The sequence below is a fragment of the Rubellimicrobium thermophilum DSM 16684 genome (assembly GCF_000442315.1).
GTDB classification, from domain to species: Bacteria; Pseudomonadota; Alphaproteobacteria; order Rhodobacterales; family Rhodobacteraceae; genus Rubellimicrobium; species Rubellimicrobium thermophilum.
Genome location: NZ_KE557320.1, coordinates 805750 through 830743, shown reverse-complemented (window position 1 = coordinate 830743; position 24994 = coordinate 805750). Strand labels below are relative to the sequence as shown.

Annotated in this window: 20 protein-coding genes and 5 pseudogenes; 13 read left to right on the top strand and 12 right to left on the bottom strand. The window is 67.6% G+C overall.

Annotation, left to right across the window (positions count from 1 at the left end; translation table 11 throughout):
• Positions 1-179: 179 nt before the first annotated feature.
• Complete coding sequence (locus RUTHE_RS04985) at positions 180-1082, bottom strand: LysR family transcriptional regulator (protein WP_021097213.1); 903 nt, start codon at positions 1080-1082, stop codon at positions 180-182.
• 357 nt (positions 1083-1439) lie between these two features.
• On the opposite strand from RUTHE_RS04985, the gene RUTHE_RS04980 reads away from it, so the two are divergent.
• From RUTHE_RS04980 to RUTHE_RS04945, 8 genes and pseudogenes are all read left to right on the top strand, one after another.
• Positions 1440-2252: a glutamate racemase gene (locus tag RUTHE_RS04980; RefSeq protein ID WP_021097212.1), complete on the top strand. Its 813-nt coding sequence runs from the start codon at positions 1440-1442 to the stop codon at positions 2250-2252.
• Positions 2253-3143, top strand: coding sequence for a CPBP family intramembrane glutamic endopeptidase (locus tag RUTHE_RS04975; RefSeq protein WP_021097211.1), 891 nt, complete (start codon positions 2253-2255; stop codon positions 3141-3143).
• A gap of 41 nt (positions 3144-3184) precedes the next feature.
• Positions 3185-4212: pseudogene (gene argC / locus RUTHE_RS04970) on the top strand (N-acetyl-gamma-glutamyl-phosphate reductase).
• A gap of 9 nt (positions 4213-4221) precedes the next feature.
• The gene (gene ccmE, locus RUTHE_RS04965) at positions 4222-4698 is read left to right on the top strand and encodes a cytochrome c maturation protein CcmE (protein WP_021097208.1); all 477 of its coding nucleotides are present in this window, start codon (positions 4222-4224) and stop codon (positions 4696-4698) included.
• 189 nt (positions 4699-4887) lie between these two features.
• The gene (locus RUTHE_RS04960; protein ID WP_021097207.1) at positions 4888-5499 is read left to right on the top strand and encodes a holin-associated N-acetylmuramidase; all 612 of its coding nucleotides are present in this window, start codon (positions 4888-4890) and stop codon (positions 5497-5499) included.
• Positions 5490-6035: a 3TM-type holin gene (locus tag RUTHE_RS04955; protein ID WP_021097206.1), complete on the top strand. Its 546-nt coding sequence runs from the start codon at positions 5490-5492 to the stop codon at positions 6033-6035. Before RUTHE_RS04960 ends, RUTHE_RS04955 begins: the two co-directional genes overlap by 10 nt.
• A gap of 82 nt (positions 6036-6117) precedes the next feature.
• A complete protein-coding gene (locus tag RUTHE_RS04950; RefSeq protein WP_021097205.1) occupies positions 6118-8082 on the top strand; it encodes a heme lyase CcmF/NrfE family subunit in 1965 nt (654 codons plus the stop codon).
• 5 nt (positions 8083-8087) lie between these two features.
• On the top strand, positions 8088-8540 hold the full coding sequence (locus tag RUTHE_RS04945; RefSeq protein WP_021097204.1) for a cytochrome c-type biogenesis protein: 453 nt from the start codon (positions 8088-8090) through the stop codon (positions 8538-8540).
• A 79-nt stretch (positions 8541-8619) separates the two neighbouring features.
• Here RUTHE_RS04945 and RUTHE_RS04940 read toward each other — a convergent pair whose 3' ends face one another.
• Positions 8620-9912, bottom strand: a complete 1293-nt coding sequence (locus RUTHE_RS04940) for a citrate synthase (RefSeq protein ID WP_040645308.1) — start codon at positions 9910-9912, stop codon at positions 8620-8622.
• 29 nt (positions 9913-9941) lie between these two features.
• Positions 9942-11366, bottom strand: coding sequence for a glutamate--tRNA ligase (gene gltX / locus RUTHE_RS04935; protein ID WP_021097202.1), 1425 nt, complete (start codon positions 11364-11366; stop codon positions 9942-9944).
• Positions 11367-11518: 152 nt separating this feature from the next.
• Here gltX and RUTHE_RS18190 point away from each other — a divergent pair, with 152 nt between their 5' ends.
• The 3 genes from RUTHE_RS18190 to RUTHE_RS04925 are packed head-to-tail and all read left to right on the top strand — an operon-like array spanning position 11519 to position 14094.
• On the top strand, positions 11519-12832 hold the full coding sequence (locus RUTHE_RS18190; protein ID WP_021097201.1) for a ComEC/Rec2 family competence protein: 1314 nt from the start codon (positions 11519-11521) through the stop codon (positions 12830-12832).
• Positions 12787-13554, top strand: a complete 768-nt coding sequence (locus RUTHE_RS18185; protein WP_342662217.1) for a ComEC/Rec2 family competence protein — start codon at positions 12787-12789, stop codon at positions 13552-13554. Before RUTHE_RS18190 ends, RUTHE_RS18185 begins: the two co-directional genes overlap by 46 nt.
• 45 nt (positions 13555-13599) lie before the next feature.
• Positions 13600-14094 carry an SRPBCC family protein gene (locus RUTHE_RS04925; protein ID WP_021097199.1) on the top strand — a complete coding sequence of 165 codons (495 nt, stop codon included), beginning with the start codon at positions 13600-13602 and terminating at the stop codon, positions 14092-14094.
• Positions 14095-14193: 99 nt separating this feature from the next.
• On the opposite strand, the gene RUTHE_RS04920 is transcribed toward RUTHE_RS04925, so the two are convergent.
• The 9 genes and pseudogenes from RUTHE_RS04920 to RUTHE_RS04885 form a co-directional block, all read right to left on the bottom strand.
• Positions 14194-14964: an SDR family NAD(P)-dependent oxidoreductase gene (locus tag RUTHE_RS04920; protein WP_021097198.1), complete on the bottom strand. Its 771-nt coding sequence runs from the start codon at positions 14962-14964 to the stop codon at positions 14194-14196.
• Positions 14961-15971 carry a mannonate dehydratase gene (uxuA, locus tag RUTHE_RS04915; RefSeq protein WP_021097197.1) on the bottom strand — a complete coding sequence of 337 codons (1011 nt, stop codon included), beginning with the start codon at positions 15969-15971 and terminating at the stop codon, positions 14961-14963. The genes RUTHE_RS04920 and uxuA overlap by 4 nt, the downstream gene beginning before the upstream one ends.
• Before the next feature lie 74 nt (positions 15972-16045).
• Positions 16046-16150: pseudogene (locus RUTHE_RS18180) on the bottom strand (mannonate dehydratase); the annotation flags it as partial.
• A gap of 151 nt (positions 16151-16301) precedes the next feature.
• A pseudogene (locus RUTHE_RS04910) lies at positions 16302-17032 on the bottom strand (metallophosphoesterase family protein).
• A gap of 10 nt (positions 17033-17042) precedes the next feature.
• On the bottom strand, positions 17043-17774 hold the full coding sequence (locus RUTHE_RS04905) for a proteasome-type protease (protein WP_021097195.1): 732 nt from the start codon (positions 17772-17774) through the stop codon (positions 17043-17045).
• A gap of 34 nt (positions 17775-17808) precedes the next feature.
• Positions 17809-18621 carry a transglutaminase family protein gene (locus RUTHE_RS04900; protein WP_021097194.1) on the bottom strand — a complete coding sequence of 271 codons (813 nt, stop codon included), beginning with the start codon at positions 18619-18621 and terminating at the stop codon, positions 17809-17811.
• Between the two features lie 12 nt (positions 18622-18633).
• Complete coding sequence (locus RUTHE_RS04895; RefSeq protein WP_021097193.1) at positions 18634-19572, bottom strand: alpha-E domain-containing protein; 939 nt, start codon at positions 19570-19572, stop codon at positions 18634-18636.
• Positions 19572-21021, bottom strand: a pseudogene (locus RUTHE_RS04890) (circularly permuted type 2 ATP-grasp protein). The gene RUTHE_RS04895 and the pseudogene RUTHE_RS04890 overlap by 1 nt, the downstream one beginning before the upstream one ends.
• Positions 21022-21115: 94 nt before the next feature.
• Positions 21116-22384, bottom strand: coding sequence for an ROK family protein (locus tag RUTHE_RS04885; protein WP_021097191.1), 1269 nt, complete (start codon positions 22382-22384; stop codon positions 21116-21118).
• 198 nt (positions 22385-22582) lie between these two features.
• Between RUTHE_RS04885 and xylF the strand changes: the two are divergent.
• Positions 22583-23615, top strand: a pseudogene (gene xylF, locus RUTHE_RS04880) (D-xylose ABC transporter substrate-binding protein).
• A gap of 86 nt (positions 23616-23701) precedes the next feature.
• Complete coding sequence (locus RUTHE_RS04875) at positions 23702-24994, top strand: sugar ABC transporter permease (RefSeq protein WP_021097188.1); 1293 nt, start codon at positions 23702-23704, stop codon at positions 24992-24994.

Sequence of the window (24994 nt, the reverse complement as noted above, 5' to 3'; positions counted from 1 at the left end):
GCCAAGCCAAAAAAAAGCCGGGCGCGATGGCCCGGCTAAGTCCAACAGGGAGGTCGAGGACGACGAGCGCGGAGCATCGCCGGCCTCGGTGCCTAGGTAGCGGGCAGATTGGGCATCTTCAAGGCAACCACGTGATCGCTATCGACAACCCTGCCTTGCGTCCCGTGCATGGAAGGGTGTCAGGCTGCGGCCTCGCGGTTGCGGCGGCGATGGGCAAAGATCTCGTCCTGGACAAAGTCGCGGAAGACGGCGACGCGCTTGGACTGGCGCAGCTCCTCCGGATAGGCAAGGAAGACGGGCACCTCGCCCGATTCGACTTCCGGCAGGACGCGGACAAGCGTCGGAAAATCCTCGGTGATGTAGTCCGGTATGACCCCGATGCCGAGGCTGTTCAGCGTTGCCTGAAGCACGCCGAAATAGTTGTTGATGTTGAGGACGCTGCGCGGCTCCTGCGTCATCAGCTGCGCCACGAGAGTCGCCCCGGCCGCCACCTGCGGCGAAGAGGACGCCTGACAGATGAGCCGATGCCCCGCCAGATCGTCGAGGCGCTCGATCGGCGGGGACCGGCGCAGATAGTCCTGCGTGGCATAAAGGCCGATGCGGATCCCCATCAGCTTCTTGCGAATCAGGTCGGCCTGGCTCGGCTCCTTCATGCGGATCGCGACATCGGCCTCGCGCATCGGCAGGTCGAGCACGCGCTCCTCGAGGATCAGGTCGATGTTGAGATCCGGATAGCGTTCGTAGAGCGTCGGCAGACGGGGGGCGAGCCAGAGCGTGCCGAAGGCGGTCGTGGTGGTCACGCGCAGTTGTCCGAAGACCTCCTCCGCGCTGTCGCGGATGCGCGCCGCGGCGGCTTCCAGACGCTTGTTCATGGCCCGCGTCGCCTCGAACAGCAGCTCGCCCTGTTCGGTCAGGATCAGACCCCGGGCATGGCGGTGGAACAGCGTGGTGCCGAGACTTTCCTCAAGGGCGCGGATCTGGCGGCTGACGGCAGACTGACTCAGATGCAGACTGTCGCCGGCATGGGTCAGGCTCCCCGCCGCGGCCACCGCGTGGAAGATGCGCAGCTTGTCCCAGTCCATTCCGGCCTCCCTGCCGATCCGCTGCTGGATAGCGCCGAGCTATGTCATCATTGCGACGATACAACTGGCAGCCTTGCTTCTGACGCAATGCGTGGCCGTTTGTCACGCAAAACCCGATTCGCGCGGGCAGAGCGTGACGCGGCTGCATGCCCTGCGTCTCTGCTGCATGGAAGACGGGCATCGGGGGCTTGTCGGGGGCCTCGCAGGGGGGCGTGGGGATGATGGACGAGCCGTGCGATGCAGCCTATGTCCTGTCTGGCAGGCTTCTCGCGGTGCATGGCCGGGCCCGGGGCTCGCGACCGGGATTCGCGACCGGCCTTCGCCGCGGGGGGGGACAGGGCAGGGGGACAAGGCACGATGGCGGTGGGAATCTTCGACAGCGGCCTGGGCGGCCTGACGGTTCTGGATGCTGTCCGAAGACGGCTGCCGGATCTGCCCCTTGTCTATTATGGTGACAATGCCCATGCCCCCTATGGGGTGCGGGATGCCGACGACATCTTCGATCTCACCACGCGCGGCGTGGCCCGCCTGTTCGAGGAAGGCTGCGATCTGGTGATCCTGGCCTGCAACACGGCCTCGGCTGCGGCGCTTCGCCGCATCCAGGAAAGCTGGGTGCCGCAGGACAAGCGGGTCCTGGGGGTCTTTGTTCCGCTCATCGAGGCCCTGACCGAACGGCAATGGGGCGACAATTCCCCCCCGCGCGAGGTGGCGGTGAAGCATGTCGCCCTGTTTGCCACGCCTGCCACTGTCGCCTCGCGGGCCTTCCAGCGCGAGCTGGCCTTCCGTGCCATCGGTGTGGATGTCGAAAGTCAGGCCTGCGCGGGCGTTGTCGATGCCATCGAGGATGGCGACATGATCCTGGCCGAAACGCTCGTGCGGGCGCATGTCGAGGCCCTGAAGCGCAAGATGCCCTCGCCGGATGCGGCGGTCCTGGGCTGCACGCATTATCCGCTGGTGGAACATGCCTTCCGCGAGGCGCTGGGGCCGCAGGTCCGCGTCCTGTCCCAGCCCGCCCTGGTCGCCGAATCCCTGGCGGATTATCTCCGCCGCCGGCCGAACATGATCGGCCCCGGCACCCGGAGCCGCTTCCTGACGACCGGCAGGCCGGCCCGCGTGTCCGACCGTGCGATGCAGTTCCTCCGGCGTCAGATCGTCTTCGAGCCTGCCTGAGTGCCGCCGGGCCGCTACCACCGCCCCGCCATCGCGGTGACGCTCCTCCTGGCCTGGATGAGCGTGGGAGACGGCTTCGGGCGCATGCCCCTGCCGGGAGAGGGGGCGGCCGAATGGCTGGTCGAAGGGATGACGCCGCGCCTGCTGGCCGCCTGCCTCCTCTTGGCGGGGGCGGCGGCGCTGCTGCGCTGGCGGGGCCTTGGCCTGGGCCTGCCGCGGCGCGAGGGGCTGATTGCCCTCTGGCCGGCCGCGATCTACATCGCGGCTCTGGCCCTGATGGCCGCCGCCGCGCCCGTCCCGGCGGGCCTGGCCGCGGCGCTGCTCTGGCCCACGCTGCTCATCGCCCTGTCCGAAGAGGGGATGTTCCGCGGCTTTCTCTATGCGGCGCTGCGCGATCGCTTTCCGGTGCTGAAGGCCGGCATCATCGTGTCGGTGCTGTTCGGTGCCGTCCATGTCTTGAATGTCCAGATCACCGGCAATCTGCCCGGCGCCTTGCTCCAGAGCCTCAATGCCGGGATGCTGGGGCTCTATCTGCTCGGGCTGCGTCTGCGGAGCGGGTCGATCTGGCCATCGGTCGTGGTCCACTGGTTGTGGAATCTGCCGCTCTTCCTGCTGGCGGAACTGCCGCCCCCCCCGACCGGGGCCCCGGATCCGCCGCCCGAGGCAGCCCTGCTCCTGACGCTGGCGATCCTGCCGCTTGGCCTGCACGGTGCGTTTGCCCTGCGCCGCGCCGCGCGCCGGGGCGACGGCCTGACCTCCCTGCCGCCACCCTTGCCGCGGCGCGCCACGCCGCCGCCCCTGCCGCCATCCGCGACCACCCGTGCCGTTGCGGCGCCGCCCCCCGATCCGTATGTCTCTCCCAGACCGTCCTGGCCGGAGCCTGATCGATGACCTTGCAGCAGACCTCGTCCCCGTCCGATGCGCCTGCCCGCATGGCGCGCGTCGCCGTCGTCGGCGCCTCGGGCGTATACGGGGGCCGAGCTGCTGCGCCTCGATCGCCGGCCGATGGGGGGATGGAGGTCGTGGCGCTGACGGCGGATCGCAAGGCCGGCCAGAGCATCGCGCAGGTCTTCCCTCATCTGCGGCATCTCGACCTGCCGCGTCTGACCGCGGTGGAGGCCGTGGACTGGTCGGGCATCGACCTCGCCTTTCTGGCGCTGCCGCACGGGCTGTCGCAGGCTCTCGTCGCGAAGCTGCCGCGCAACCTGCGGATCGTGGATCTGGGTGCCGATTTCCGCCTCGACCCCGCGTCCTACGAACGCTGGTATGGCCAGCCCCATGCCGCCCCCGATCTCCAGCAGGAGGCCGTCTACGGCCTCACCGAATTCTACCGCGATCGCATCCGCAAGGCCCGTCTCGTCGCCGGGACGGGCTGCAACGCGGCCTGCGTCCAGTTCGCGCTGCGCCCGCTGATCGCCGAAGGGCTCATCGACCTCGACGACATCATCTGCGACCTGAAGAACGGCGTCTCGGGGGCGGGGCGGGGTCTCAAGGAAACCATGCTCTTCGCCGAGCGGAGCGAGGACGTCCAGGGCTATTCCCAGGGGGGACGCCATCGCCATCTGGGGGAATTCGACCGCGAATTCTCTGCCCTTGCGGGGGCGCGAGGTGCGCATCCTGTTCACGCCCCCATCTCGTCCCCGTCAATCGCGGCATCCTGGCTTCCTGCTATGTCAAGGGCGATCCGCAGGCGATCCATGCCGCGCTGCGCGATATCTATGCGCCCGAACCCTTCGTCGTCGTGCTTCCCTACGGGGAACTGCCGGCGATGGCCCATGTCCAGGGCTCGAACTTCGTCCATGTCGGCGTGACGGGGGACCGGGTGCCGGGCCGCGCCCTCGTGGTCTCCACGCTCGACAATCTCAACAAGGGATCCTCCGGTCAGGCCGTCCAGAACGCCAATCTCATGCTCGGCCTGCCCGAGACGCAGGGACTCCTCGCCCCGCCCATCTTCCCCTGAGGTGACGCCATGATGCCCCTGCGGAAGAAGCGCCGCATCCAGATCATCGCCGTCATGGCGGCGGCGCTCGTCCTTTCGACGGCGCTCATCGGCTATGCGATGCGCGACGGGATCGCCTTCTTCCGGTCCCCCTCGCAGGTGCTGGCCGACCCGCCCCCGCCGACCGAACTGTTCCGCATCGGCGGTCTGGTGGAGGCGGGCTCCATCGTCCGCGGCGAGGGCGAGACGATCCGCTTCAACGTCACGGATGGCGGGGCGACGATTCCCGTGACCTATACCGGCATCCTGCCCGATCTCTTCGCCGAGGATCAGGGCATGGTCGGGCAGGGGCGCTATGTCGATGGCGTCTTCGTGGCGACCGAGATCCTGGCCAAGCATGACGAGACCTACATGCCGGCCGAGGTGATCGATGCCCTGAAGGAACAGGGGGTCTATGTGGATCCCGATGATCCCGATGCCGGCCATGCCGCCCCGGCGACCAACTGACGCCGACGGCTGACGGGAACCCCGATGCCCCCGCAGAGGGACGACGCGAATCATGCTGTCCCGGCGTTAACCATTGTTTTCCTTGCCGATCAGGTACTTGCCGGCAGGCGCGCAACGCGCGGTGCTGTAGGACTCCGTTAACCTCTTCCTGGGATCCTGCCCCCATCCGCATCCGCATAGGGGGGCTTCATGCAGACCATCCAGGATATCGCCAGACAGATCGTCGCCCGGGAAGGCGGCTGGGTCAAGGATCCGGCCGATCCCGGCGGGGCCACCCATCACGGGGTGACCATCGGCACGCTGCGCCGGCTTGGGCTCGATCTTGACCGCGATGGCCGCGTGACCGAAGCGGATCTGCGCCGCCTCACCCCCGATCAGGCCGCCGCGATCTTCATCGAACACTACTTCCGCCGGCCCGGCCTCGACCGCCTGCCGCCGGTGCTTCAGCCCGTCGTCTTCGACATGCAGGTGAATGCCGGGAACCAGGCCGTGCGGCTGCTCCAGCGGCTGCTGACAGAGATGGGCTTTCCCTGCACGGTGGACGGCCTGATGGGGCCGCAGACCGCAGCCCAGGCTCATGCCGCCGCCCGCGCCGCCCCCGATCACATCGTCGATGCCTATGCCATCGCCCGGCGCAACTACTACTACGCCCTGGCCGATGCCCGCCCCTCGCTGCGCCGCTTCGCCCGCCGTCGCGACGGCGGAAAGGGCGGATGGATCCTCCGCGCCGAGGAATTCATGCAGCCCCGCTATCGCCTCACCGACGCCCAGCACCGTGAAAGGACTGCCCGATGGCACTGACCGCCTTCCTCTCCCGTTTCCCGGCCTCACAGGCCCTCGCCATGGCCGAGGAGCTTCGCCGCCATGCCGAGGCGACCGGCCTGCCTCCCGCCGTCGAGGCCCTGCCGCCGCGCCCGCGCCGGGCCTATGACCGCCTCATCGATGCGCTCAACCGTCTGCCCCGTCCTTTGGCTGCTATCGGGATGCTGGCGCTTCTGGCGGCCGCCGCGGTGGCCCCGGACTGGTTCGCCGCCCGGATGGAGACGCTCGCCCAGATGCCCGAAGGTCTGTGGTGGCTGATCGGCGCGGTCCTGTCGCTGCATTTCGGGGCACGTTTCCAGGCCCATGCCCAGGCGCATGAACGCGATCTCATGGCCGCTGCGGTGGCGGCCGCCGCCGCGACGGCGATTCCGCCCCGGCCCGAGGCCGACAGCCCCGGTGCCGCCGCGCCCGGCCCCGATGCGGCGGTGGCGCTCTCCACGCTCGACCCGGCGCCCAATGCCGCGCTCGAGGACTGGCGCCGGGGCGCTGCGGCCTCTCCGTCCCGCGACGCCTAGCGTGACGATCTGCCCCGGCGTGCATCCTTGGCGCGCCGGACCCCCGGCCCTATACCTGTTCTGCCCAACCGGAGGCCCACCCATGCTCGTCGAGCTCGGCCATCTTGCCCTGGTTCTCGCCTTCGCCACGGCCCTGATCCAGACCGCCGTCCCGCTGATCGGCGCACAGAAGGGCTGGAGCAACTGGATGGAGGTGGCAATTCCTGCCGCCCTGAGCCAGTTCCTCCTGCTGGCCTTCAGCTTTGCGGCGTTGGCCGGGGCCTTCCTGGCCTCGGATTTCTCGGTCGCGCTCGTCTATCAGAACAGCCATTCGGCCAAGCCATGGCTCTACAAGCTGACCGGCGTCTGGGGCAATCACGAAGGATCGATGCTCCTGTGGTTGCTGATCCTGGCGCTGTTCGGGGCTGCGGTTGCCTGGTGGGGCACGAACCTGCCCCTGCCGCTCCGGGCGCGCGTGCTGGCCGTGCAGGGTTCCATCGGCGCGGCCTTCGGAGCCTTCATCCTGTTCACCTCCAACCCCTTCCTGCGCCTGGACATTCCCCCGCTGGACGGACGCGATCTCAATCCGCTGCTGCAGGATCCCGGTCTCGCCTTCCATCCGCCCTTCCTGTATCTCGGCTATGTGGGCCTCTCGATGGCCTATTCCTTCTCTGTCGCCGCCCTGATCGAGGGGCGGGTGGATGCCGCCTGGGGCCGCTGGGTCCGGCCTTGGACGCTGGCGGCCTGGATGTTCCTGACCATCGGCATCGCGCTGGGAAGCTGGTGGGCCTATTACGAGCTCGGCTGGGGGGGGTTCTGGTTCTGGGATCCGGTGGAGAATGCCAGCTTCGTTCCCTGGCTGATTGCCGCTGCCCTCCTTCATTCGGCCATCGTCGTGGAAAAGCGCGAGGCGCTGAAGACCTGGACAGTCCTCCTCGCGATTCTGGCCTTCGCCTTTGCGCTGCTGGGCACCTTCATCGTCCGTTCGGGGATCATCACCTCGGTGCATGCCTTCGCCACCGATCCGACGCGCGGGGTGTTCATCCTTGCGATCTTTGCCCTGTTCACGGGCGGGGCGCTGATCCTCTTTGCCCTGCGCGCTCCCGCGCTCGAGGCACGGGGCGTGTTCGGCCTTGTCAGCCGTGAATCGGGCCTGGTCCTGAACAATGTGCTGCTGGCGGTCTCGGCCTTCGTGGTGCTGGTCGGCACCCTCTGGCCACTGATCGCCGAGATGACGACAGGCCGAGTCCTCTCCGTCGGCCCGCCGTTCTTCGAAGCGGCCTTCACCCCCTTCATGGTCGGCGTGGCCGTGGTCCTGCCCATCGGAGCCCTTCTGGCCTGGAAACGGGGCAATCTGCGCCGCGCGATGAGGACGCTGATGCCGGCGGCCCTTCTGGCCTTCGCTCTTGCGGCGCTGGTCTGGACGGTGGGAACAGGCCGGCCGATCCTGGCGGCCCTGGGCACCGCCCTCGGGGTCTGGATCGTAGCGGGGGCCGCGCTCGACCTGTGGTCCCGGACAGGTCGGTCGGGCGCGGCGCGCCTCTTGCATCTGCCGCGGGCCGACTGGGGCAAGGCCGTTGCGCATGCCGGCCTCGGGGTCACCATTCTTGGCATCTCTCTCCTGATGGCGTGGGAGCAGGAGGACATCCGCACGGCGCGGCTGGGCGAAGCCTTTGCGGTCGGGGCCTATACGATCACTCTCAACGCCGTGGAGGAGGTGGAGGGACCGAACTACCGCAGCCTCATGGGCGATGTCACGGTGGAACGGGACGGCCGCCCCGTGGCCCGCCTTCACCCGGAGAAACGCTTCTACCCCGTTGCTGGCATGCCCACAACCGAGGCCGCGATCGACAACGGGATCCTGCGCGATGTCTATGTCGTCCTGGGCGACCCGCAGCAAGGCGGCGGCTATGCCGTGCGCACCTATGTCAAGCCCTTTGCCAACTGGATCTGGGGCGGGGCGATCCTGATGGCGCTGGGCGGTCTGCTGTCGCTCAGCGACCGACGCCACCGCGTCGCCGCCGGGGCCGCAAGGATGGCACAGGGCCGTGCCCTTCCTGCGGAGTAAGGCCGATGCTGCGTGCCCTTCTGCTCGCCCTCATCCTGACGCTTCCGGCCGGGGCAGGGGCCGTCGAGCCGGACGAGATCTTGCCCGATCCTGCACTCGAGGCCCGGGCCCGCGCCATTTCCGAAGGGCTGCGCTGTCCGGTCTGTCGGAACGAATCGATCGACGAAAGCCATGCTCCGGTGGCCCGGGACATCCGTCTTCTGGTGCGCGAGAGGCTTCTGGCCGGGGACAGCGACCGCGAGGTGACCGAAGCCGTCGTCGCCCGTTATGGCGAGTATGTGCTTCTGCGCCCGACGGCCGAGGGGGCGAATCTGATCCTCTGGCTCGCCGGCCCTCTGTTCCTGCTGGCCGGACTGGGCCTCGGCTGGTCGGTGATCCGCGCACGCAGCAGGGCAGGCGAGGCCGAACCGCTGACCGAGGCCGAGAAGGCCCGTCTGAAGGATCTGCTGGGCGGCTGATGGCCGCGCGATGGAACGGGGCAGAGGCCCGGGGGAGAGAGAGGCGGGGACCGCTGAGCCCCGCCCCCGGTCCGGCGCTTCAGCGGTCCTCGACCTCGACATAGTCGCGCTGCGTCGGCCCGAGATAGAGCTGACGGGGGCGCCCGATCTTGTGCTGGGGATCGGCGAGCTGTTCCTTCCACTGGCTGATCCAGCCCACGGTCCGGGCGACCGCGAAGATCGGGGTGAACATGGATGTGGGAAAGCCCATCGCCTCGAGGATGATGCCCGAGTAGAAATCCACATTCGGATAGAGCTTGCGGCTGATGAAATACTCGTCCTCGAGGGCGATGCGCTCCAGCTCCTTGGCGACCTGGAGGGTCGGGTTGTCGTGGATGCCCAGCAGGTCGAGCACCTCGTCAGCCGACTGTTTCATGACCTTCGCACGGGGGTCGTAGTTCTTGTAGACCCGGTGCCCGAAGCCCATGAGCCGCACATTGGAGGACTTGTCCTTCACCTTGGCGATGAACTCGGGGATGCGGTCCGGGGTGCCGATCTCGCGCAGCATCTCGAGGGCGGCCTGGTTCGCGCCGCCATGGGCAGGGCCCCACAGACAGGCGATACCCGCCGCGATGCAGGCAAAGGGATTGGCCCCCGAGGACGACGCCAGACGGACGGTGGAGGTGGAGGCGTTCTGCTCGTGATCCGCATGCAGCATGAAGATGCGGTCCAGCGCCCGGGCGAGCGTCGGGTTGACCTCATAGGGTTCGGCCGGAACCGCGAAGCACATGTGCAGGAAATTCGACGCATAGTCGAGGTCGTTCCGCGGATAGACGAAGGGCTGGCCGATTGAATATTTGTAGGCCATTGCCGCGATCGTCGGCATCTTGGCGATGAGGCGGAAGGCCGCGATCTCGCGATGGCGGGGGTCGTTGATGTCAAGGCTGTCGTGATAGAAGGCCGACATCGCCCCGACAACGCCCACCATCGTCGCCATCGGGTGCGCGTCACGGCGGAATCCACGGAAGAAGTTGTGGATCTGTTCGTGGATCATGGTGTGCCGCGTCACCGTGTTCTCGAACTTCTCCAGTTCGGCGGCCTTGGGCAGATCACCATAGAGGAGGAGATAGCAGACCTCGAGGAAGTGGGATTTGGCGGCCAGTTGCTCGATGGGATAGCCGCGATGCAGAAGGATGCCCGCATCCCCGTCGATATAGGTGATGGTGGAATCGCAGGCCGCGGTGGAGGTGTAGCCGGGGTCGTAGGTGAAGACACCCGCATCCGTGTAGAGCTTGCGGATGTCCAGACATTCCGGTCCGGCGGTCGGCGTCAGGATCGGAAGGTGGTAGTCCTTGCCATCGATGGTGAGCGTCGCGGTCCTGGTCTCGGCCATGAAGGCCTCCCCTTGCTGTCCCATGCTTCCTATTCCTGCCGCTCGAGCCTGTCCCCGAGGCGCGCGAGCGTCTCCTCTCGCCCCAGGACGAGCATCATGTCGAAGACGCTGGGCGTCACGGTCCTCCCGGCAAGCGCAGCCCGGAGTGGCGCGGCGAGCTTGCCCAGCGTCGTCCCGTGTGCCTCGGCCGTGGCGGCCACCGCTGCTTCGAGTGAGCCCCGCTCCCAGCTAGCATTTTGCAACTGCGGCGTCAATTCGCTCAGTATACCACGGGATACAGGATCAAGCGCCTTTGCAGCCGCCGCATCGGCCTCGACAGGTCTGTCGATCAGGGCAAAGCGGGCCTGTTCGAGAAGCTGGGGAATCGTCTTTGCCCGGACCTTGCAAAAGGGCAGCGCGGCACGCAGGCGCTGACGGACCGGCCCCGAGAAGGGGGGCTGACCCGTAGCCTCGAGAAAGGCCTCGACTTCGGCCAGAAGCGCATCGTCATCGGTCTGGGCCATGTGCTGACCGGAGAGGTTTTCGAGCTTCTTGAAGTCGAAGCGGGCAGGAGAGCGGCCGATGCCCGTCAGGTCGAACAGCGCCATCGCCTCCGCATCGGTCAGGAATTCGGCGTCGCCATGGCTCCAGCCGAGGCGGAGCAGGTAGTTGCGCATCCCCGCGGCCAGAAAGCCCATGGCCTGATAGTCTGCCGTGGCGGTTGCGCCATGGCGCTTGGACAGCTTCTTGCCGTCCGGGCCGAAGATCAGCGGGACATGGGCCATCACGGGAACCTGCCAGCCCATCGCATCATAGATCAGCTTCTGCCGGAAGGCGTTGGTCAGATGATCGTCGCCGCGGATGACATGGGTCACACCCATGTCGTGATCGTCCACGACCACCGCCAGCATGTAGAGCGGCGTGCCATCCGCCCGCAGCATCACCATGTCGTCGAGCTGATCATTGGCAATCGTCACCTCGCCCTGCACGGCATCGTGGATCGTCGTCTGTCCTTCGCGCGGAGCCTTGATGCGGATCACATAGGGCGCATCGGGATGCTCGGATTCCGGGACATCGCGCCAGGGAGAGCGAAAAAGGGTGGAGCGTCCCTCGGCCCGCGCTGCTTCGCGATAGGCCTCGATCTCCTCGGGGGTGGCAAAGCACTTGTAGGCCGCGCCGCGGGCCAGCATCTCGCGCGCGATGGCGGCATGGCGGTCGCGGCGAGCGAACTGGCTGATCGGCTCGCCATCCCAGTCGATGCCGAGCCAGCGCAGGCCATCCAGGATCTTCTGCGTGTTCTCGGCTGTCGAACGGGCGCGGTCGGTATCCTCGATCCGCAGCAGGAAGCGCCCGCCCCGGCCCCTGGCAAAGAGCCAGTTGAACAGCGCGGTTCGTGCCCCGCCGATGTGCAACGCCCCGGTCGGCGAGGGCGCGAAGCGTGTGACCACCGGCACGGACGGGGCGGCTTCGTTCATGGAGTTAACCTCATCTTAACCAATCTTGAGGCAGGCTCGGCCCGAGAGAACCGTTGCCGATTCCGGATTGGCCATAGAACCGGGGAGAAGGGGGGGCAAGTGGACGCGACGTCCGATGCGGGGCGGGAGGTATCGCCTGGCCACAACGGCTTGTGGCCAGCCTTTCGGAGGGACTTCTGGCCCAGCGGGGCGCGCTCCTGCCTTGGGCGGCGGTCGCCTTCGGCAGCGGAATCGCCCTCTATCTCTTCCTGCCGGCAGAGCCGCAGACCGGCCATTGGATCCTGGCCGCGGCCGTGGGAACGGGGGCTGTCCTCCTGGCACCTCGTGCCGGACCGGCCTGGGGCCCCGTCCTCCTCGCGCTGGCCATCGCCATCGGTGGCGCGGGCATGGCCGCGCTGCGGAGCTGGGCCGTCGCCGCCCCGGTCCTGACGCATCGCTATTACGGCCCCATCGAGGGGAGGATCATTGGCATCGACCGATCCCAGAGCGATGCCCTGCGCCTCACGCTCGATCGGGTGAGGTTGGAATCCTTCCCACCGGAGGAAACGCCGGCGCGCATCCGCGTTGCGCTGCACGCCCCGCAGCCCTGGTTGCCGATCGAACCGGGTCGTATCATCATGCTGACCGGGCATCTCTCTCCGCCCGGCGCCCCTGCGGAACCCGGCGACTTCGACTTTCGCCGGACGGCATGGTTCGAGGGGCTCGGGGCGGTCGGCTATACCCGCGATCCCGTCCTGACCCGGGCCCCGCCGGAAGGGGGCCTCTGGCTCCATCGGCTGCGAAGCCATCTGTCCGGCTGGATCCGCGCGCGCATTTCCGGGGATGCGGGTGCCCTCGCCGCCGCCGTGACCACGGGCGACCGATCGGGCCTCGGAAACCGGACGAACGAGGCCATGCGCGATTCGGGTCTCTATCATGTCGTGTCGATCTCCGGCATGCACATGGGATTGCTCGTCGGCTTCGTGTTCGGGCTGATCCGGACAGCGATCGCGCTGGTTCCGCCGCTGGCGCTGCGCGTGAACGGCAAGAAGGTTGCGGCGCTGGCAGCCCTGCCGGTCGCCGCCTTCTACCTGCTCCTGGCCGGGAGGGATGTGGCCACCGAACGGGCCTTTGTCATGGTGGCGGTCATGCTGGGCGCGGTGCTCTGCGACCGGCAGGCCGTCACGCTCCGATCCGTGGCCATCGCGGCACTGGTCGTGCTGACGCTGCGGCCCGAAACGCTCCTGAACCCGGGATTCCAGATGTCCTTCGCCGCGGTCGCGGCTCTGGCCTGGGTCTTCGGTCAGGGCTGGGCGACACGCCTGCCGCGGCATCTGGGATGGGGAGCACCGGTGGCGGTGCTGATGCTCTCGTCGCTCGTGGCGGGGGGGCGACCGCCGCCTATGCGGCGGCCCATTTCAACCGCTATGCAGTCTACGGGCTGCTGGCCAATCTGCTGGCCTCTCCGGCGCTGGGCCTCCTGGTGATGCCGGGGGCGGTCCTGCTTGCGGCCGGGGCGCCGCTGGGACTGGTGCAGCCGGGGCTTCTGATGATGGATCTGGGCTGCCGCTGGGTGATCCTCGTGGCAGAACAGGTTGCAGGGATTGACGGGGCGACGGGGGTTGTTCCGTCGCCGCCGCCGCTTGTGCTGCCCCTGCTGACCTTCGGGGGATGTTTGCTTCTTCTGTGGCAGGGGCGGGGCCGCCTGGCCGGCCTGCCTGTCATCGCCATGGCCGTCTGGCTCTGGACCACGGCAGAGCGTCCGCCCCTCCTTGTGACGGAAACCGGCGGGGTCATGGGCGTGCTCGGCCCGGAGGGAAGAGCCCTGTCGCGCGCCACGGGCGACGGCTACGCGGTTTCCGCATGGCTCGAGAATGACGGCGACGGGGCCACACAGGCCGAAGCGGCAGAGCGCCCCGGCATCGTCACGGAAGGACGGGTGAGCCGTGCCCTGATCGGCTCCGGCACGGTCCTGCTGGTCCGGGGCGAGCGGGCCCTTGCCGGGATCCAAGGTTGCGACGGGGCGATCCTGCTCATCACGGATGTGGCAGAGGCGGGGCCAAGGCCCTGCGACGTGCTGGACGGACGCCGGCTGCAGCGGATCGGCGCGGCAGCGGTCTGGCCGGAGGACGAAGGCGGACTGCGCATCATCGGCGCTCGTGAGGCTTCTGGGGATCGCCCCTGGACACGCGGTGCAGTGTCCCCCTAGCGGAGGCGCGGCGCAGGCCCTAGCCTGCCCGACGGAGGACAAGCCATGCATCTGACCGGAGAGCAGTTCATCGCCGCGCCGCCCCAGAGGGTCTGGGAGGCCCTGATCGACCCCGGGCTGCTCGCCCCCCTGATCCCCGGCTGCCGGAGCATGAGCGGCAATCCGGCAAGCGGTTATGATATCGTCGCGGAGCGGAGCGTGGCCGGCGTGGAGGTCAGCATGACCGGCCGGATCGACCTCAGCGATATCCGCCCCGGCGAAGGGGTTCGACTGCACGCCTCGGGCGAGGCCGGCCGTTTCGGCGCGGCCCGAGGCACGGCCCGGATCGTCCTGATGCCCGAGAAAGAGGGCGAGAGGGAGGGAACCCGGCTCGGCTGGGATCTCGAGGCGCAGACCGAAGGTCTGCTTGCCACCTTCCCGCGCCTTGTGGTCGAGTCGGTGGCCCGACGGGTGGCCCATGGCTTCGTCGAGCGCTTCGCGGCGGCGATCGAGGGACGCGAGGCCCGCAGGGGCTGGTTGTCCCGGCTGAAAGGTCGCTGACCGGGGCAGGCCGCCGCGGGATGCCTCTTGCGAAGCAGGAGTTGAGGCGGGCCCGCCAGGATGCCGCCGGAACGGAGCGGACCTCGTCACACCGCAAGGTCACACCGCAAGGCGGGCTGTCAGACCGCCATCGATGCGCAGGTCCACCCCGGTGATGAAACCCGCCTCGTCCGAGCAGGCAAAGGCGATGAGGGCGGCAACCTCCTCGGCCTCGCCCACGCGACCGACCGGATGGGTGCGACCCCATTCGGCGATCACATCCTCGGCCCGGCCATCCGGCCCCGCGATCTGTGCCGCACCCCATTCCAGCAGCGGCGTGCGGATCGAACCGGGGCTGACGGACAGCACCCGCACCCCGTGGGGTGCGCAATCCACCGCCATGGCCCGTGTCATCGCATGAACCGCCCCCTTGGCGGTGGCATAGGCCAGGACATTGCGCTGATTGGCAAAACCCTGCACCGAAGTGACATGGACGATGCAGCCGCGACCGCGTGCCTTCAGATATGGCCATGCCAGATGGCTCGTGAGATAGAGGGCGCGGAGATTGACGGCAAGGCAGCGATCCCAGTCCTGGGGTGTCGTCGTGCCGAGATCGCCATAGGTCTGTACCCCGGCCGCATTCACGAGGATGTCGAGACCCTCCTGCGCGGCCTCCTCCACCCAGCGGCGCACGGCATCATCATCGGTCAGATCAAGACGCGAGACCGTGACGGGCAGGCCTGCAGCCGCCTGCCTTGCGCGGGTGTTCATGTCCTCGTCGATGCCGCAGCAATGGACACGCGCGCCTTCGCGGGCGAGACGCAGGGCAGTCGCCAACCCCATGCCGGAAGATCCCGTCACCAGCGCGATGCGGCCTTGGAAACGGGTCATGCGAGCCTCCCCAGTTCGGGATGCGACAGGGTTGTCAGGATGCCGCGCAGTTCGGCCAGACCCTTGAGACGGCCGATGGCGGAATAGCCGGGAAGCGTCTCCTTTGCCTGATCGTCCAGCAGCAGATGGCCGTGATCGGGGCGGAAGGGGATGTCTGCATCCGTCCGGCCCGCGTCACGGCGGCGCGCCTCCTCCTCCAGCAGGAGCGCAATGAGGCGGACCATGTCGGCATTCCCGGTCAGGTGATCATCCTCGGTGAAGGAACCGTCCGGATCGGTGCTGACATTGCGCAGATGCACGAAATGGATGCGGTCGGCATGCTCCGACAGGATCGCGGGAAGATCGTTGTCCTCGCGCGCGCCCAGCGAGCCTGCGCAGAAGGTCAGGCCGTTTTCCCGTTCGGGCACGGCCTCGAAGATGGCGCGCAGATCATCGGCCGTGGAGACGATGCGGGGCAGGCCGAACACGGAGAAGGGGGGATCGTCGGGATGGATGCAGAGCCGCACCCCCAGTTCGCGCGCGACGGGCACCACCGCCTCATGAAAGTGGCGCAGCGCGGCGCGCATGTCATCCGGCGAGCGATCACGATAGGCGGCGATCAGCCGGCGGATCCCTTCGCGATCATGCGAAGCCTCGGCGCCCGGCAGGCCGGCGATGATGCAGCGTTCGAGATCCTGCGCGGCCTCGGGCGTGAGGTCGCGCATCCGCGCCTCGGCGGCAGCGATGCGGGCGGGGGGATGATCGGCCTCGGCCCCCTCGCGGCGGAGGATGAAGAGGTCGTAGGCGGCGAAATCCGTCCAGTCGAAACGCATGGCCAGCCCGCCCGAAGGCATGGGATGGCGAGAGGTGGTGCGTGTCCAGTCCACGACGGGCATGAAATTGTAGCAGATGACCCGCAATCCGTGACGCGCCAGGCGGCGCATCGTCTCGATCCAGGCGGCGGTCGCATCGCGGGCGGGTTGTCCACCAAGCTTGATGGCATTCGGAACCGGAATCGATTCGACCACCGACCAGCGCAGGCGGCCCCCTCCACCTCTGCCTTGCGGGCGGCAATGGCCTCATCCGGCCAGACCTCGCCCCGGTAATGCTCATGCAGGGCGGTGACCACACCCGATGCCCCCGCCTGCCGCACATGCGCCAGGGGCACAGGGTCCGCAGGACCGAACCAGCGCCAGCATTGTTCCATCGCTTCCCCTTCCTCGGATGCCGATGCGGATTGACAGGCAGGTGACGGCAGCCGGAGAGCGGCCGATTCGTCTCCATGATCCCATCATGGCATGAAAAGGTTAAGGAAGGGTTGAGGCCGTGCGGTCAAGAGCGTCACGGAGCGGCGAGAATCATGACGGAGGTTGCAGGGGCTCGCGCCCCTCCTCGGTCAGAAGCCAGACCTCTCGCCCTTCGATGACGGCTGCGACGAGGGGACGGCCATAGCCCGCGCCGCCATCGAGATTGACACGATTGCCGTGATGGCAGGGCGCGGGAAGCGCCGTATGGCCATGCACCACCAGGACGCCATGATCACGCGGATCCTCGAGAAAGCCTCGCCGGATCCACATGAGGTCCTGCGGGTCCTGCGCAATCAGCGGCAATCCGGGACGGATCCCGGCATGGACGAAGGCGGCTGTCTCCGTCCTCCACAGGCAGGGCAGGCTGTCGAGAAAGGCCAGATGGGCAGGCGGCACGCGGGCCAGCGCCTCTGCCCGCAGATCTGCCACGGAGCGGTCCGGCGCGGCGTCCACGCCATAGCTTTGCAGTGTGGCAGCGGCCCGAAACGTTCATCGCGGAGCCATTCGCTCGGGGTCAGATCGGGCTCGGCGGCCAGGAACAGGCGGAACAGGTAGTCGTGATTGCCGCGCAAGGTGATCCAGGGGCCGCCCGTTGTCGGGCCCGCGCGCAGATATTCGATGACTTCGGCGCTTTCGGGGCCGCGGTCCACATAGTCTCCCAGATGGACGACGGGGGCGGGCTCGCCGCTGCGGGCGATGTCGGCGGCGATCAGGGCATGCGCGCCGGCAAGGGCATCCAGATGGCCGTGAATATCCGGGATCGCATAGACGCGCTGGGTCATCGGGAGCCTCTTACAGGGTCAGGTCGGGCAGGCTGTCGAAAGCCTGCTTGAGTGCCTCGCCCCAGCCGCTGCTGATGGTGCGGAAATAGGAATCCTCGGCCTTGATGCGCCGCTGGATGCCGCGCCGGAGGCTGTCCCTCTCGTAGATCTGGAGATCGAGCGGAAGGCCGACCGACAGATTGGCCTTGATCGTGGAATCGAAGCTGACCAGCAGGAGCTTCACCGCGGCCTCGAAGGACATCGCCGGGTCGAAGGCCCGCACGAGAATGGGGCGGCCGTACTTGAATTCGCCGATCTGGAGGAAGGGCGTATCATCACCGGCCTCGATGAAGTTGCCCTCGGGATAGATGAGGAACAGACGCGGCTCGCTTCCCTTCACCTGGCCGCCGACGATCAGTGTGGCGTTGAAATAGCTTTCGGCACGCTCGCCTGTGGTGCTGCTCTGGGCGATCACCTCGCGCAGGGTGGCGCCGACATATCGGGCGATCTGGAACATCGACGGCATCTGGAGGATGGCCGGATGGCGCTCGGACGGGGCCTTGCTGCGCTCGTCGAGAAGGGAGACGACTGCCTGCGTCGTGGCGAGATTGCCGGCGGTCATGAGGGTGACATAGGTCTCGCCCTCATCGCACCAGGTGAACATCTTCCGGAAGGTCGAGATGTTGTCCATGCCCGCATTGGTGCGGGTGTCGGACATGAAGACGAGGCCGCGCTCCATCTTCAGGCCGACGCAATAGGTCATGGGTGTCTTCCCCCCTGATGTCTTGCGGTGCGGACTACTGCGCCGCCACCTCGACATGGACCGAGAGGCTCTCGTCCCCCGTCCCGCGACGCGAGCCTGATACCGGAGAGGCCTCGCCATAGTCGAGCCCCGTCGCCAGACGGATGTAGCGATGATCCGGGCAGATGCAGTTGGCGGGGTCGAAGCCGACCCAGCCCAGCCCTTCGATCCAGGCCTCGGCCCAGGCATGGGAGGCCTCCTGCTCGATCCGGTCCATCAGCAGGTAACCCGAGACATAGCGCGCCGGCACGCCCATGGCGCGGGCGCAGGCCAGGAAGGCGTGGGCATGATCCTGACAGACGCCGCGTCCATGAGCGAGCGCCTCCTCTCCCGTGGAGGCGACATCGGTGGCGCCCGGTGCGAAGACGATCCCCTCGGCCAGCGCGCGGGTCAGGGCATGAAGGCGGTTCAGCGTTTCGGATTCCGCGGCCATCACGCGGCTGACAAGCGCAGAGCAGGCCGGGCCGGGCCGGGTTCGGGGCGTCTCGCGCAGGAAGAGCCAGAGCGGCGCAAAGCCGCCCTGCGACCCGAGAACGCCCGCGTTGTCCGTCACTTCCACTTCGCCCTCGCAGCGGATGATGACAGTGGAGGCGCCGGGCTCGAGGCTCGCGAGATCCACGAGATTGCGATGGTGATCCTCATAGCCCAGTTCGCGCCGGGCCCCCTCGAGCGTGACCGACCATGACAGGACGCGCTGGAAGCGGTGCGAGCGGGGCGTCAGGCGCAACCGCAGCAGGCCCCAGGACTGGGGCGCGTCATAGGCATAGGTCGTGATGTGGCGCACGCTCAGGCGGCGGATTTCGGTCATGGGGCCCCGGTCTCAGGCATAGAAGCGGTAATCCTGTTCGGTCTGCGTGCCGATGGCGGCCAGATCGCGCAGGAAATCCTGAAGATATTCGTGCAGGCCATCGGCCAGGATCGTGTCGATCGACCGGTCGAGATAGGTGGCGCGCAGGGCATCCGTCATCTCGTGCGAGGGCATGCGATGGCCATAGGTGCGAGCCAGATAGCCGTAATTGTCCACAAGCTTGCCCACGGCAAAGGCCAGACTGCGGGGCATCCGCGGATCAAGGATCAGGAACTGTGCGATGTGGCGGGGGCGCACCTCCTGTCCGTAGGTCATTCGATAGGCGCCCTCGGCGGAGACCGAGCGCAGGATCGATTCCCACTGCACGTTGTCGATGGTCGTCCCGACCGCCTGCGCCGAGGGCAGCAGGACGTAATATTTCACATCGAGCAGGCGGGCGGTGTTGTCGGCCCGTTCGGCAAAGGTCCCCAGACGGGCAAAGTTGAAGATGTCGTTGCGCAGCATCGTGCCGGCAAAGGCCCCGCGGACCTGATGGGCCCTCTGCAGGACCAGGGCGGTTGCGGCGGGCAGGTCGCGCTCGCCCAGACGTTCGCCCAGGGCATCGCGCAGGACCATCCAGGTCTCGTTGACGCTTTCCCAGACCTCCCGCGTGAGCGCGGTGCGGACCATCCGCGCATTGGCGCGCGCGGCTTCGATGCAGGACAGGATCGAGGAGGGATTTTCGCGATCGCAGAGCATCCAACGGATCGCCGTGTCGCGTCGCACCGTCCCGTGCCGCGCAACATAGGCCTCCCATGTGGCCGTGGTGTCGAGCACCGAAGCCCATTCCTCGTCCGGCTGGCTGCGGGTCAGCGCGATGCGCTGGCCGGCTGCCACCAGGCGTGCCGTGCTCTCGCTGCGTTCGAGATAGCGGAACATCCAGTAGAGGCCGCCCGCGGTCTTTCCGAGCATCAGTCCTCCAGCACCCAGGTGTCCTTCGTTCCCCCGCCCTGCGAGGAGTTGACCACAAGGCTGCCGGCCTTGAGCGCGACACGGGTCAGCCCGCCGGGCGTGATCGTCACCCCTTCGGGCGAGACGAGGACATAGGGCCGCAAATCCACATGGCGCGGCGCCAGCCCGGCCCGCGTCAGCACCGGCACCGTCGAGAGCGCCAGCGTGGGCTGGGCGATGTAGTTGCCCGGATTGGCCATCAGCTTGGCGCGGAAGGCCGCGAGCTCCGCACGCGAGGCCGCCGGGCCGATCAGCATCCCGTAACCGCCCGAACCATGAACCTCCTTGACCACCAGTTCATCGAGATGCGCCAGGACATGGGACAGTTCCTGCGGATTCGAGCAGCGCCAGGTGGGCACGTTCCGTAGCAGCGGCGCCTCTCCCGTGTAGAAGCGCACGATCTCCGGCATGTAGGAATAGATGGCCTTGTCATCGGCGATCCCGGTTCCCGGCGCATTGGCCAGCGTCACCCGCCCGGCACGATAGACATCGAACAGCCCCGGCACGCCCAGACGGCTTTCGGGATTGAAGGTCAGGGGATCGAGAAAGGCATCGTCCACCCGGCGATAGAGCACGTCGATGGACTTGTAGCCTTCGGTCGTGCGCATCGCGAGGCGGCCATCCACCACGCGCAGATCGTCGCCCTCGACCAGTTCCACCCCCATCTTGTCGGCCAGGAAGCTGTGTTCGTAATAGGCCGAGTTGTAGAGGCCGGGCGTGAGGACGGCGACGACCGGCTCGCCCGCCGTCCCCTTCGGCGCGCAGGCGGCGAGCGAGCGGCGCAACGCCTGAGGGTAATGCGAAACCGGCTTCACCCGGTTCTGCGTGAACAGTTCCGGAAACATCTGGAGCATGGTTTCGCGGTTCTCGAGCATGTAGCTCACGCCCGAGGGGGTGCGGACATTGTCCTCGAGGACGTGGAATTCGTCCTCGCCCGTGCGCACGAGGTCGATGCCGACGACATGAGTATAGACGCCGCCGGGGGGCTCCATGCCGATCATGCGCGGCTCGAAGGCATCGTTGCGGGCCACCATCTCGGCCGGCAGGCGGCCGGCGCGGACGATCTCCTGCCGGTGATAGATGTCGTGCAGGAAGGCCATTGAGGGCGCGCACCCGCTGTTCGATCCCCCGGGCGAGACGCGACCATTCAGAGGCGGACAGGATGCGGGGAATGATGTCGAAGGGGATCAGCCGTTCCTCGGCCTCGGCCCGGCCGTAGACATTGAATGTGATCCCGGTGAGGCGGAAGATGGCCTCGGCCTCCTGCTGCTTGCGGCGCAGGCGGGCAGGGCTTTCCTCCCGCAGCCAGCGTTCCAGCGCCTCATAGGGCGGGCGGAGCCCCTGCGCCCCGGTGTCGGACGGGACATTGCCGTCCGTCCCCCTTGCGGCAGGGGACACCCAGCCCCTCATCTCGTCGAAACAGACCTGCATGATCCGGGATCATAGGTCCCGGACGGCCGCGAACAATGGCAAAGGGACCGCAGGCGGGAGAGGAGCCAGACGCTCAGCTCCCGCTGCCCAGAACTTCATCGGTCAGCATGCCCAGCGCCAGGGCCACGGCCCCCTGCGCCCAGACCAGATCGCCCCAGGCGTGGATCTCCACCCGTGCGGGGGGGCGGCCCTTGGTCAGGGTGAGATCCTGCATCTCGGCCAGAACTTCGTCGGCATAGAGGAAGTCATAGCGCATCCGCTCGCCTGACAGGATGATCAGGTCCGGATCGAAGAGCTGGACCACATTGGCCAGTCCGACGGCCAGATAGCGGCCTGCGCGGGCAAAGATGGTGCGGGCGGCGTGATGGCCGGCCTTGGCTTCGCGGAACAGCGTCTCGAGCATGGCCTGGGGCGATTGCGGAGCCCGGGGATCGCGGTCGAGGGCGGTCGCCGCCTCGCGCGCGAGCGCATAGTCCGCCAGATAGGCCTCGAGGCAGCCGCGCTGGCCGCAGCGGCACAGCGCCCCGTCGAGCTGGACCTTGATATGCCCCAGTTCGAGCCCCATCCCGCGCGAGCCCCGGAACAGCCGTCCGTCCAGCACGAGGCCCATGCCCACGCCATGCTCGATGGTGACGACCGCGAAATCGGGCAGCGCACGGCCCGCCCCGAACCACAGTTCGGCCAGAGTGAGCACATTGGCGTCATTGTCCACATGAACCGGCAGGCCGAGGCGCTCCTCGGCGGCCTGCTTGAAGGCGATGTCCTCGCCCTCGAGCAGGGGAGACCAGGCGACCCGACCCGTCCGATGGTCCACCAGGCCCGACAAGCCGATTCCCACGGCATCGACCCGCCGCCCCGGCGCCTGTTCGCGCAAACGGGACACGAGGGCCTCAACCTCGTCGAGAGCCTCGGTCAGGGCCTTGCGCCGGGCCGGGGCAGGAAGCACGGCATCGGCCAGTCTGCGGCCCCCGAAATCCGCAAGGACCGCAGACTGCCTTTCGTCCGACAGCTTGATTCCGATGACATGACGCCCATCCGGGACGATCTCGAGCGCGACAGGGGGGCGCCCGCGCCCGGCCTCGCGCCCTTCGAGGGGCGCTCCCTCCACCTCGCGCAGCAGGCCCATTGCGATCAGATCGGCTGTCAGGGCCGTCACCGAACCGGCCGAGATGCAGAGCGCGCGGGCGATGTCGGCCCGGGCGGCACGACCCTGGGCGCGGACATGCTCGAAGACCTGCTGACGCAGAGGGCGCTGGATCCGGCCGGCCGGCGGCAGGATTGGCCCGCATCCGGCGGGGGCTTCGGTCAGGGACGTGTCCGTCAGGCCGTCAGCACCGAGCATCGTTCAGACCCCAAAGTATTTCTGCGACAGCAAAGGTCGTATGCAGGAGTTTGCCCCATATTTTCGCAAGGGAACAGGGAAAATCTGCATCTGGAGGCGCGACATGATCATTTTTTCTTTGACAAAGGAAAATATTCTGGCAGTCTGCGTCCTGGTTCCCGCTGAGCGGGGCTGCATGCGATTCAGGGAGGAATCCAGATGCGCAGAGCCATTCTGGCCGCCGTTGCGATGACGGCTGGCCTCACCGGTGCCGCCTGGGCACAGGATGACCAGATCACCGTCGGGGTGAGCTGGTCGAACTTCCAGGAGGAGCGCTGGAAGACCGACGAAGCGGCGATCATGGCCGCACTCGAGGCGGCAGGGGCGGAGTATGTCTCGGCGGATGCCCAGTCCTCGTCCTCCAAGCAGCTTGCGGATGTCGAATCGCTGATCGCGCAGGACGTCGATGCGCTCATCATCCTTGCGCAGGATACGGCGGCGATCATCCCGGCCGTGCAGGCCGCGGCCGATGCCGGCATCCCGGTCATCGCCTATGACCGTCTGATCGAGGATCCGCGCGCCTTCTACATCACCTTCGACAATGTCGAGGTGGGCCGGATGCAGGCGCGCGCCGTTCTCGAGCAGGCGCCGGAAGGCAATTACGTGATGATCAAGGGTTCGCCCACCGATCCCAACTCGGACTTCCTGCGCGGCGGTCAGCAGGAGGTGCTGCAGGAGGCGATCGACGCCGGCAAGATCACCATCGTCGGCGAGGCCTATACCGATGGCTGGCTGCCTGCCAACGCCCAGCGCAACATGGAGCAGATCCTGACCCGAGACCAACAACGAGGTCGATGCCGTCGTGGCCTCCAATGACGGGACGGCAGGCGGTGTCGTGGCGGCGCTGACGGCGCAGGGGCTCCAGGGCATCCCCGTCTCCGGTCAGGACGGCGACCATGCCGCTCTGAACCGCATCGCCCAGGGGACGCAGACCGTCTCCGTCTGGAAGGACGCGCGCGAGCTCGGCCGCGTGGCGGGCGAGGTGGCGGTGCAGCTCGCCCAGGGGGTCGATCCGGCCTCGATCGAGGGGGTCGAACAGTTCACGACGCCGGGCGGGAACACGGTGAACGCGATCTTCCTCGATCCGGTGCCGATCACTCGCGACAATCTCTCGGTCGTGGTGGATGCGGGCTGGATCACGAAGGAAGCGCTCTGCCAGGGCGTCACCAACGGTCCCGCCCCCTGCAACTGAGCGCCGAAAGGCCTGAAACGGCGCGCCCCCCCTCTGCGGGGCGCGCCTGGACGATGCGGCCGCATGGGCCGCAGGAAAGGGGGAGCATGAGCGAGGTGACACATCCGGGTCTGGGCTCGCGGCGAAGCATGGTGGAGCAGCTTCAGCTCGACATGCGGCTTCTGGGGATGCTGGGCGCCTTCGCGCTTGTCATCCTGGTCTTCACGGTGGCGACCGGGGGCACGTTCCTGACGCCGCGCAACATCTTCAACATCACGATCCAGACCGTCTCGGTCGCCATCATGGCCACAGGCATGGTCTTCGTGATCGTCATGCGGCACATCGACCTGTCGGTGGGCTCCCTGCTGGCCATGTGTTCGGCCGTGATGGCCATGACCCAGACACAGTGGCTCCCGCAGTATTTCGGCCTGCCGCTCGGCCACTGGGCCATCGCACCGCTTGCCATCCTCGCCGGGCTGGTCACCGGCACCGCCATCGGGGCCCTGCATGGCTGGCTTGCGGGCTATCAGGGGATTCCGTCCTTCATCGTGACGCTGGGCGGACTGCTGATCTGGCGGAATGTCGCCTGGTATACGACACGCGGGCAGACCATCGGGCCGCTCGACCAGACGCTGATCCTGTTCGGCGGGGCCGAAGGCATCCTGTTCCCGACCTGGTCCTGGATCATCGGTATCGCCGCCACCCTCGTCGCGCTCTGGGCAATCTGGAGCACGCGGAAGCGCAAGGAATCCCACGGCTTCCCGGTCAAGCCGCTCTGGGCTGAAGCTGTGCTGTCCGCCCTCGCGGCCGGGGCGATCCTGGGCTTCGTGGCGATCCTCAATGCCTACCAGCTTCCGCCCGGCCGCCTGCGCCGGATGTTCGAGGCCCGCGGCGAGACCGTGCCCGAAGGCTATTCGATCGGCCATGGCCTGCCGATCTCGGTCCTGCTGCTGATCCTTGTCGTCGTGGCCATGACCGTGATCGCGCGCAAGACCCGCTTTGGCCGCTATATCTATGCCACCGGCGGCAATCCGGAAGCTGCGGCCCTTTCCGGCATCAATACACGCTGGCTGACGGTCAAGGTATTTGCCCTGATGGGCTTCCTCTGCGGCTTGTCGGCACTGGTGGCGCAGGCGCGGCTTCAGAACCACGGCAACGACATCGGCACGCTGGACGAACTGCGAGTCATCGCTGCGGCGGTGATCGGGGGCACGGCGCTCGCCGGGGGCGTGGGGACGATCTACGGCGCCATCCTCGGCGCACTCATCATGCAGTCGCTCCAGTCGGGCATGGGAATGGTGGGGGTGGATACGCCCTTCCAGAACATCGTCGTCGGCCTGGTGCTGGTCCTCGCGGTGTGGATCGACGCAGCCTATCGCAAGCGTCTGGGGGTGAGGTGA

Bases quoted from the DNA above. Each gene is read 5' to 3' on its own strand.
- RUTHE_RS04985 (WP_021097213.1), bottom strand. From the start codon at position 1,082: ATGGACTGGGACAAGCTGCGCATCTTCCACGCGGTGGCCGCGGCGGGG.
- RUTHE_RS04980 (WP_021097212.1), top strand. From the start codon at position 1,440: ATGGCGGTGGGAATCTTCGACAGCGGCCTGGGCGGCCTGACGGTTCTG.
- ccmE (WP_021097208.1), top strand. From the start codon at position 4,222: ATGATGCCCCTGCGGAAGAAGCGCCGCATCCAGATCATCGCCGTCATG.
- RUTHE_RS04960 (WP_021097207.1), top strand. From the start codon at position 4,888: ATGCAGACCATCCAGGATATCGCCAGACAGATCGTCGCCCGGGAAGGC.
- RUTHE_RS04955 (WP_021097206.1), top strand. From the start codon at position 5,490: ATGGCACTGACCGCCTTCCTCTCCCGTTTCCCGGCCTCACAGGCCCTC.
- RUTHE_RS04950 (WP_021097205.1), top strand. From the start codon at position 6,118: ATGCTCGTCGAGCTCGGCCATCTTGCCCTGGTTCTCGCCTTCGCCACG.
- RUTHE_RS04945 (WP_021097204.1), top strand. From the start codon at position 8,088: ATGCTGCGTGCCCTTCTGCTCGCCCTCATCCTGACGCTTCCGGCCGGG.
- RUTHE_RS04940 (WP_040645308.1), bottom strand. From the start codon at position 9,912: ATGGCCGAGACCAGGACCGCGACGCTCACCATCGATGGCAAGGACTAC.
- gltX (WP_021097202.1), bottom strand. From the start codon at position 11,366: ATGAACGAAGCCGCCCCGTCCGTGCCGGTGGTCACACGCTTCGCGCCC.
- RUTHE_RS04925 (WP_021097199.1), top strand. From the start codon at position 13,600: ATGCATCTGACCGGAGAGCAGTTCATCGCCGCGCCGCCCCAGAGGGTC.
- RUTHE_RS04920 (WP_021097198.1), bottom strand. From the start codon at position 14,964: ATGACCCGTTTCCAAGGCCGCATCGCGCTGGTGACGGGATCTTCCGGC.
- RUTHE_RS04905 (WP_021097195.1), bottom strand. From the start codon at position 17,774: ATGACCTATTGCGTCGGCCTGAAGATGGAGCGCGGCCTCGTCTTCATG.
- RUTHE_RS04900 (WP_021097194.1), bottom strand. From the start codon at position 18,621: ATGACCGAAATCCGCCGCCTGAGCGTGCGCCACATCACGACCTATGCC.
- RUTHE_RS04895 (WP_021097193.1), bottom strand. From the start codon at position 19,572: ATGCTCGGAAAGACCGCGGGCGGCCTCTACTGGATGTTCCGCTATCTC.
- RUTHE_RS04885 (WP_021097191.1), bottom strand. From the start codon at position 22,384: ATGCTCGGTGCTGACGGCCTGACGGACACGTCCCTGACCGAAGCCCCC.
- RUTHE_RS04875 (WP_021097188.1), top strand. From the start codon at position 23,702: ATGAGCGAGGTGACACATCCGGGTCTGGGCTCGCGGCGAAGCATGGTG.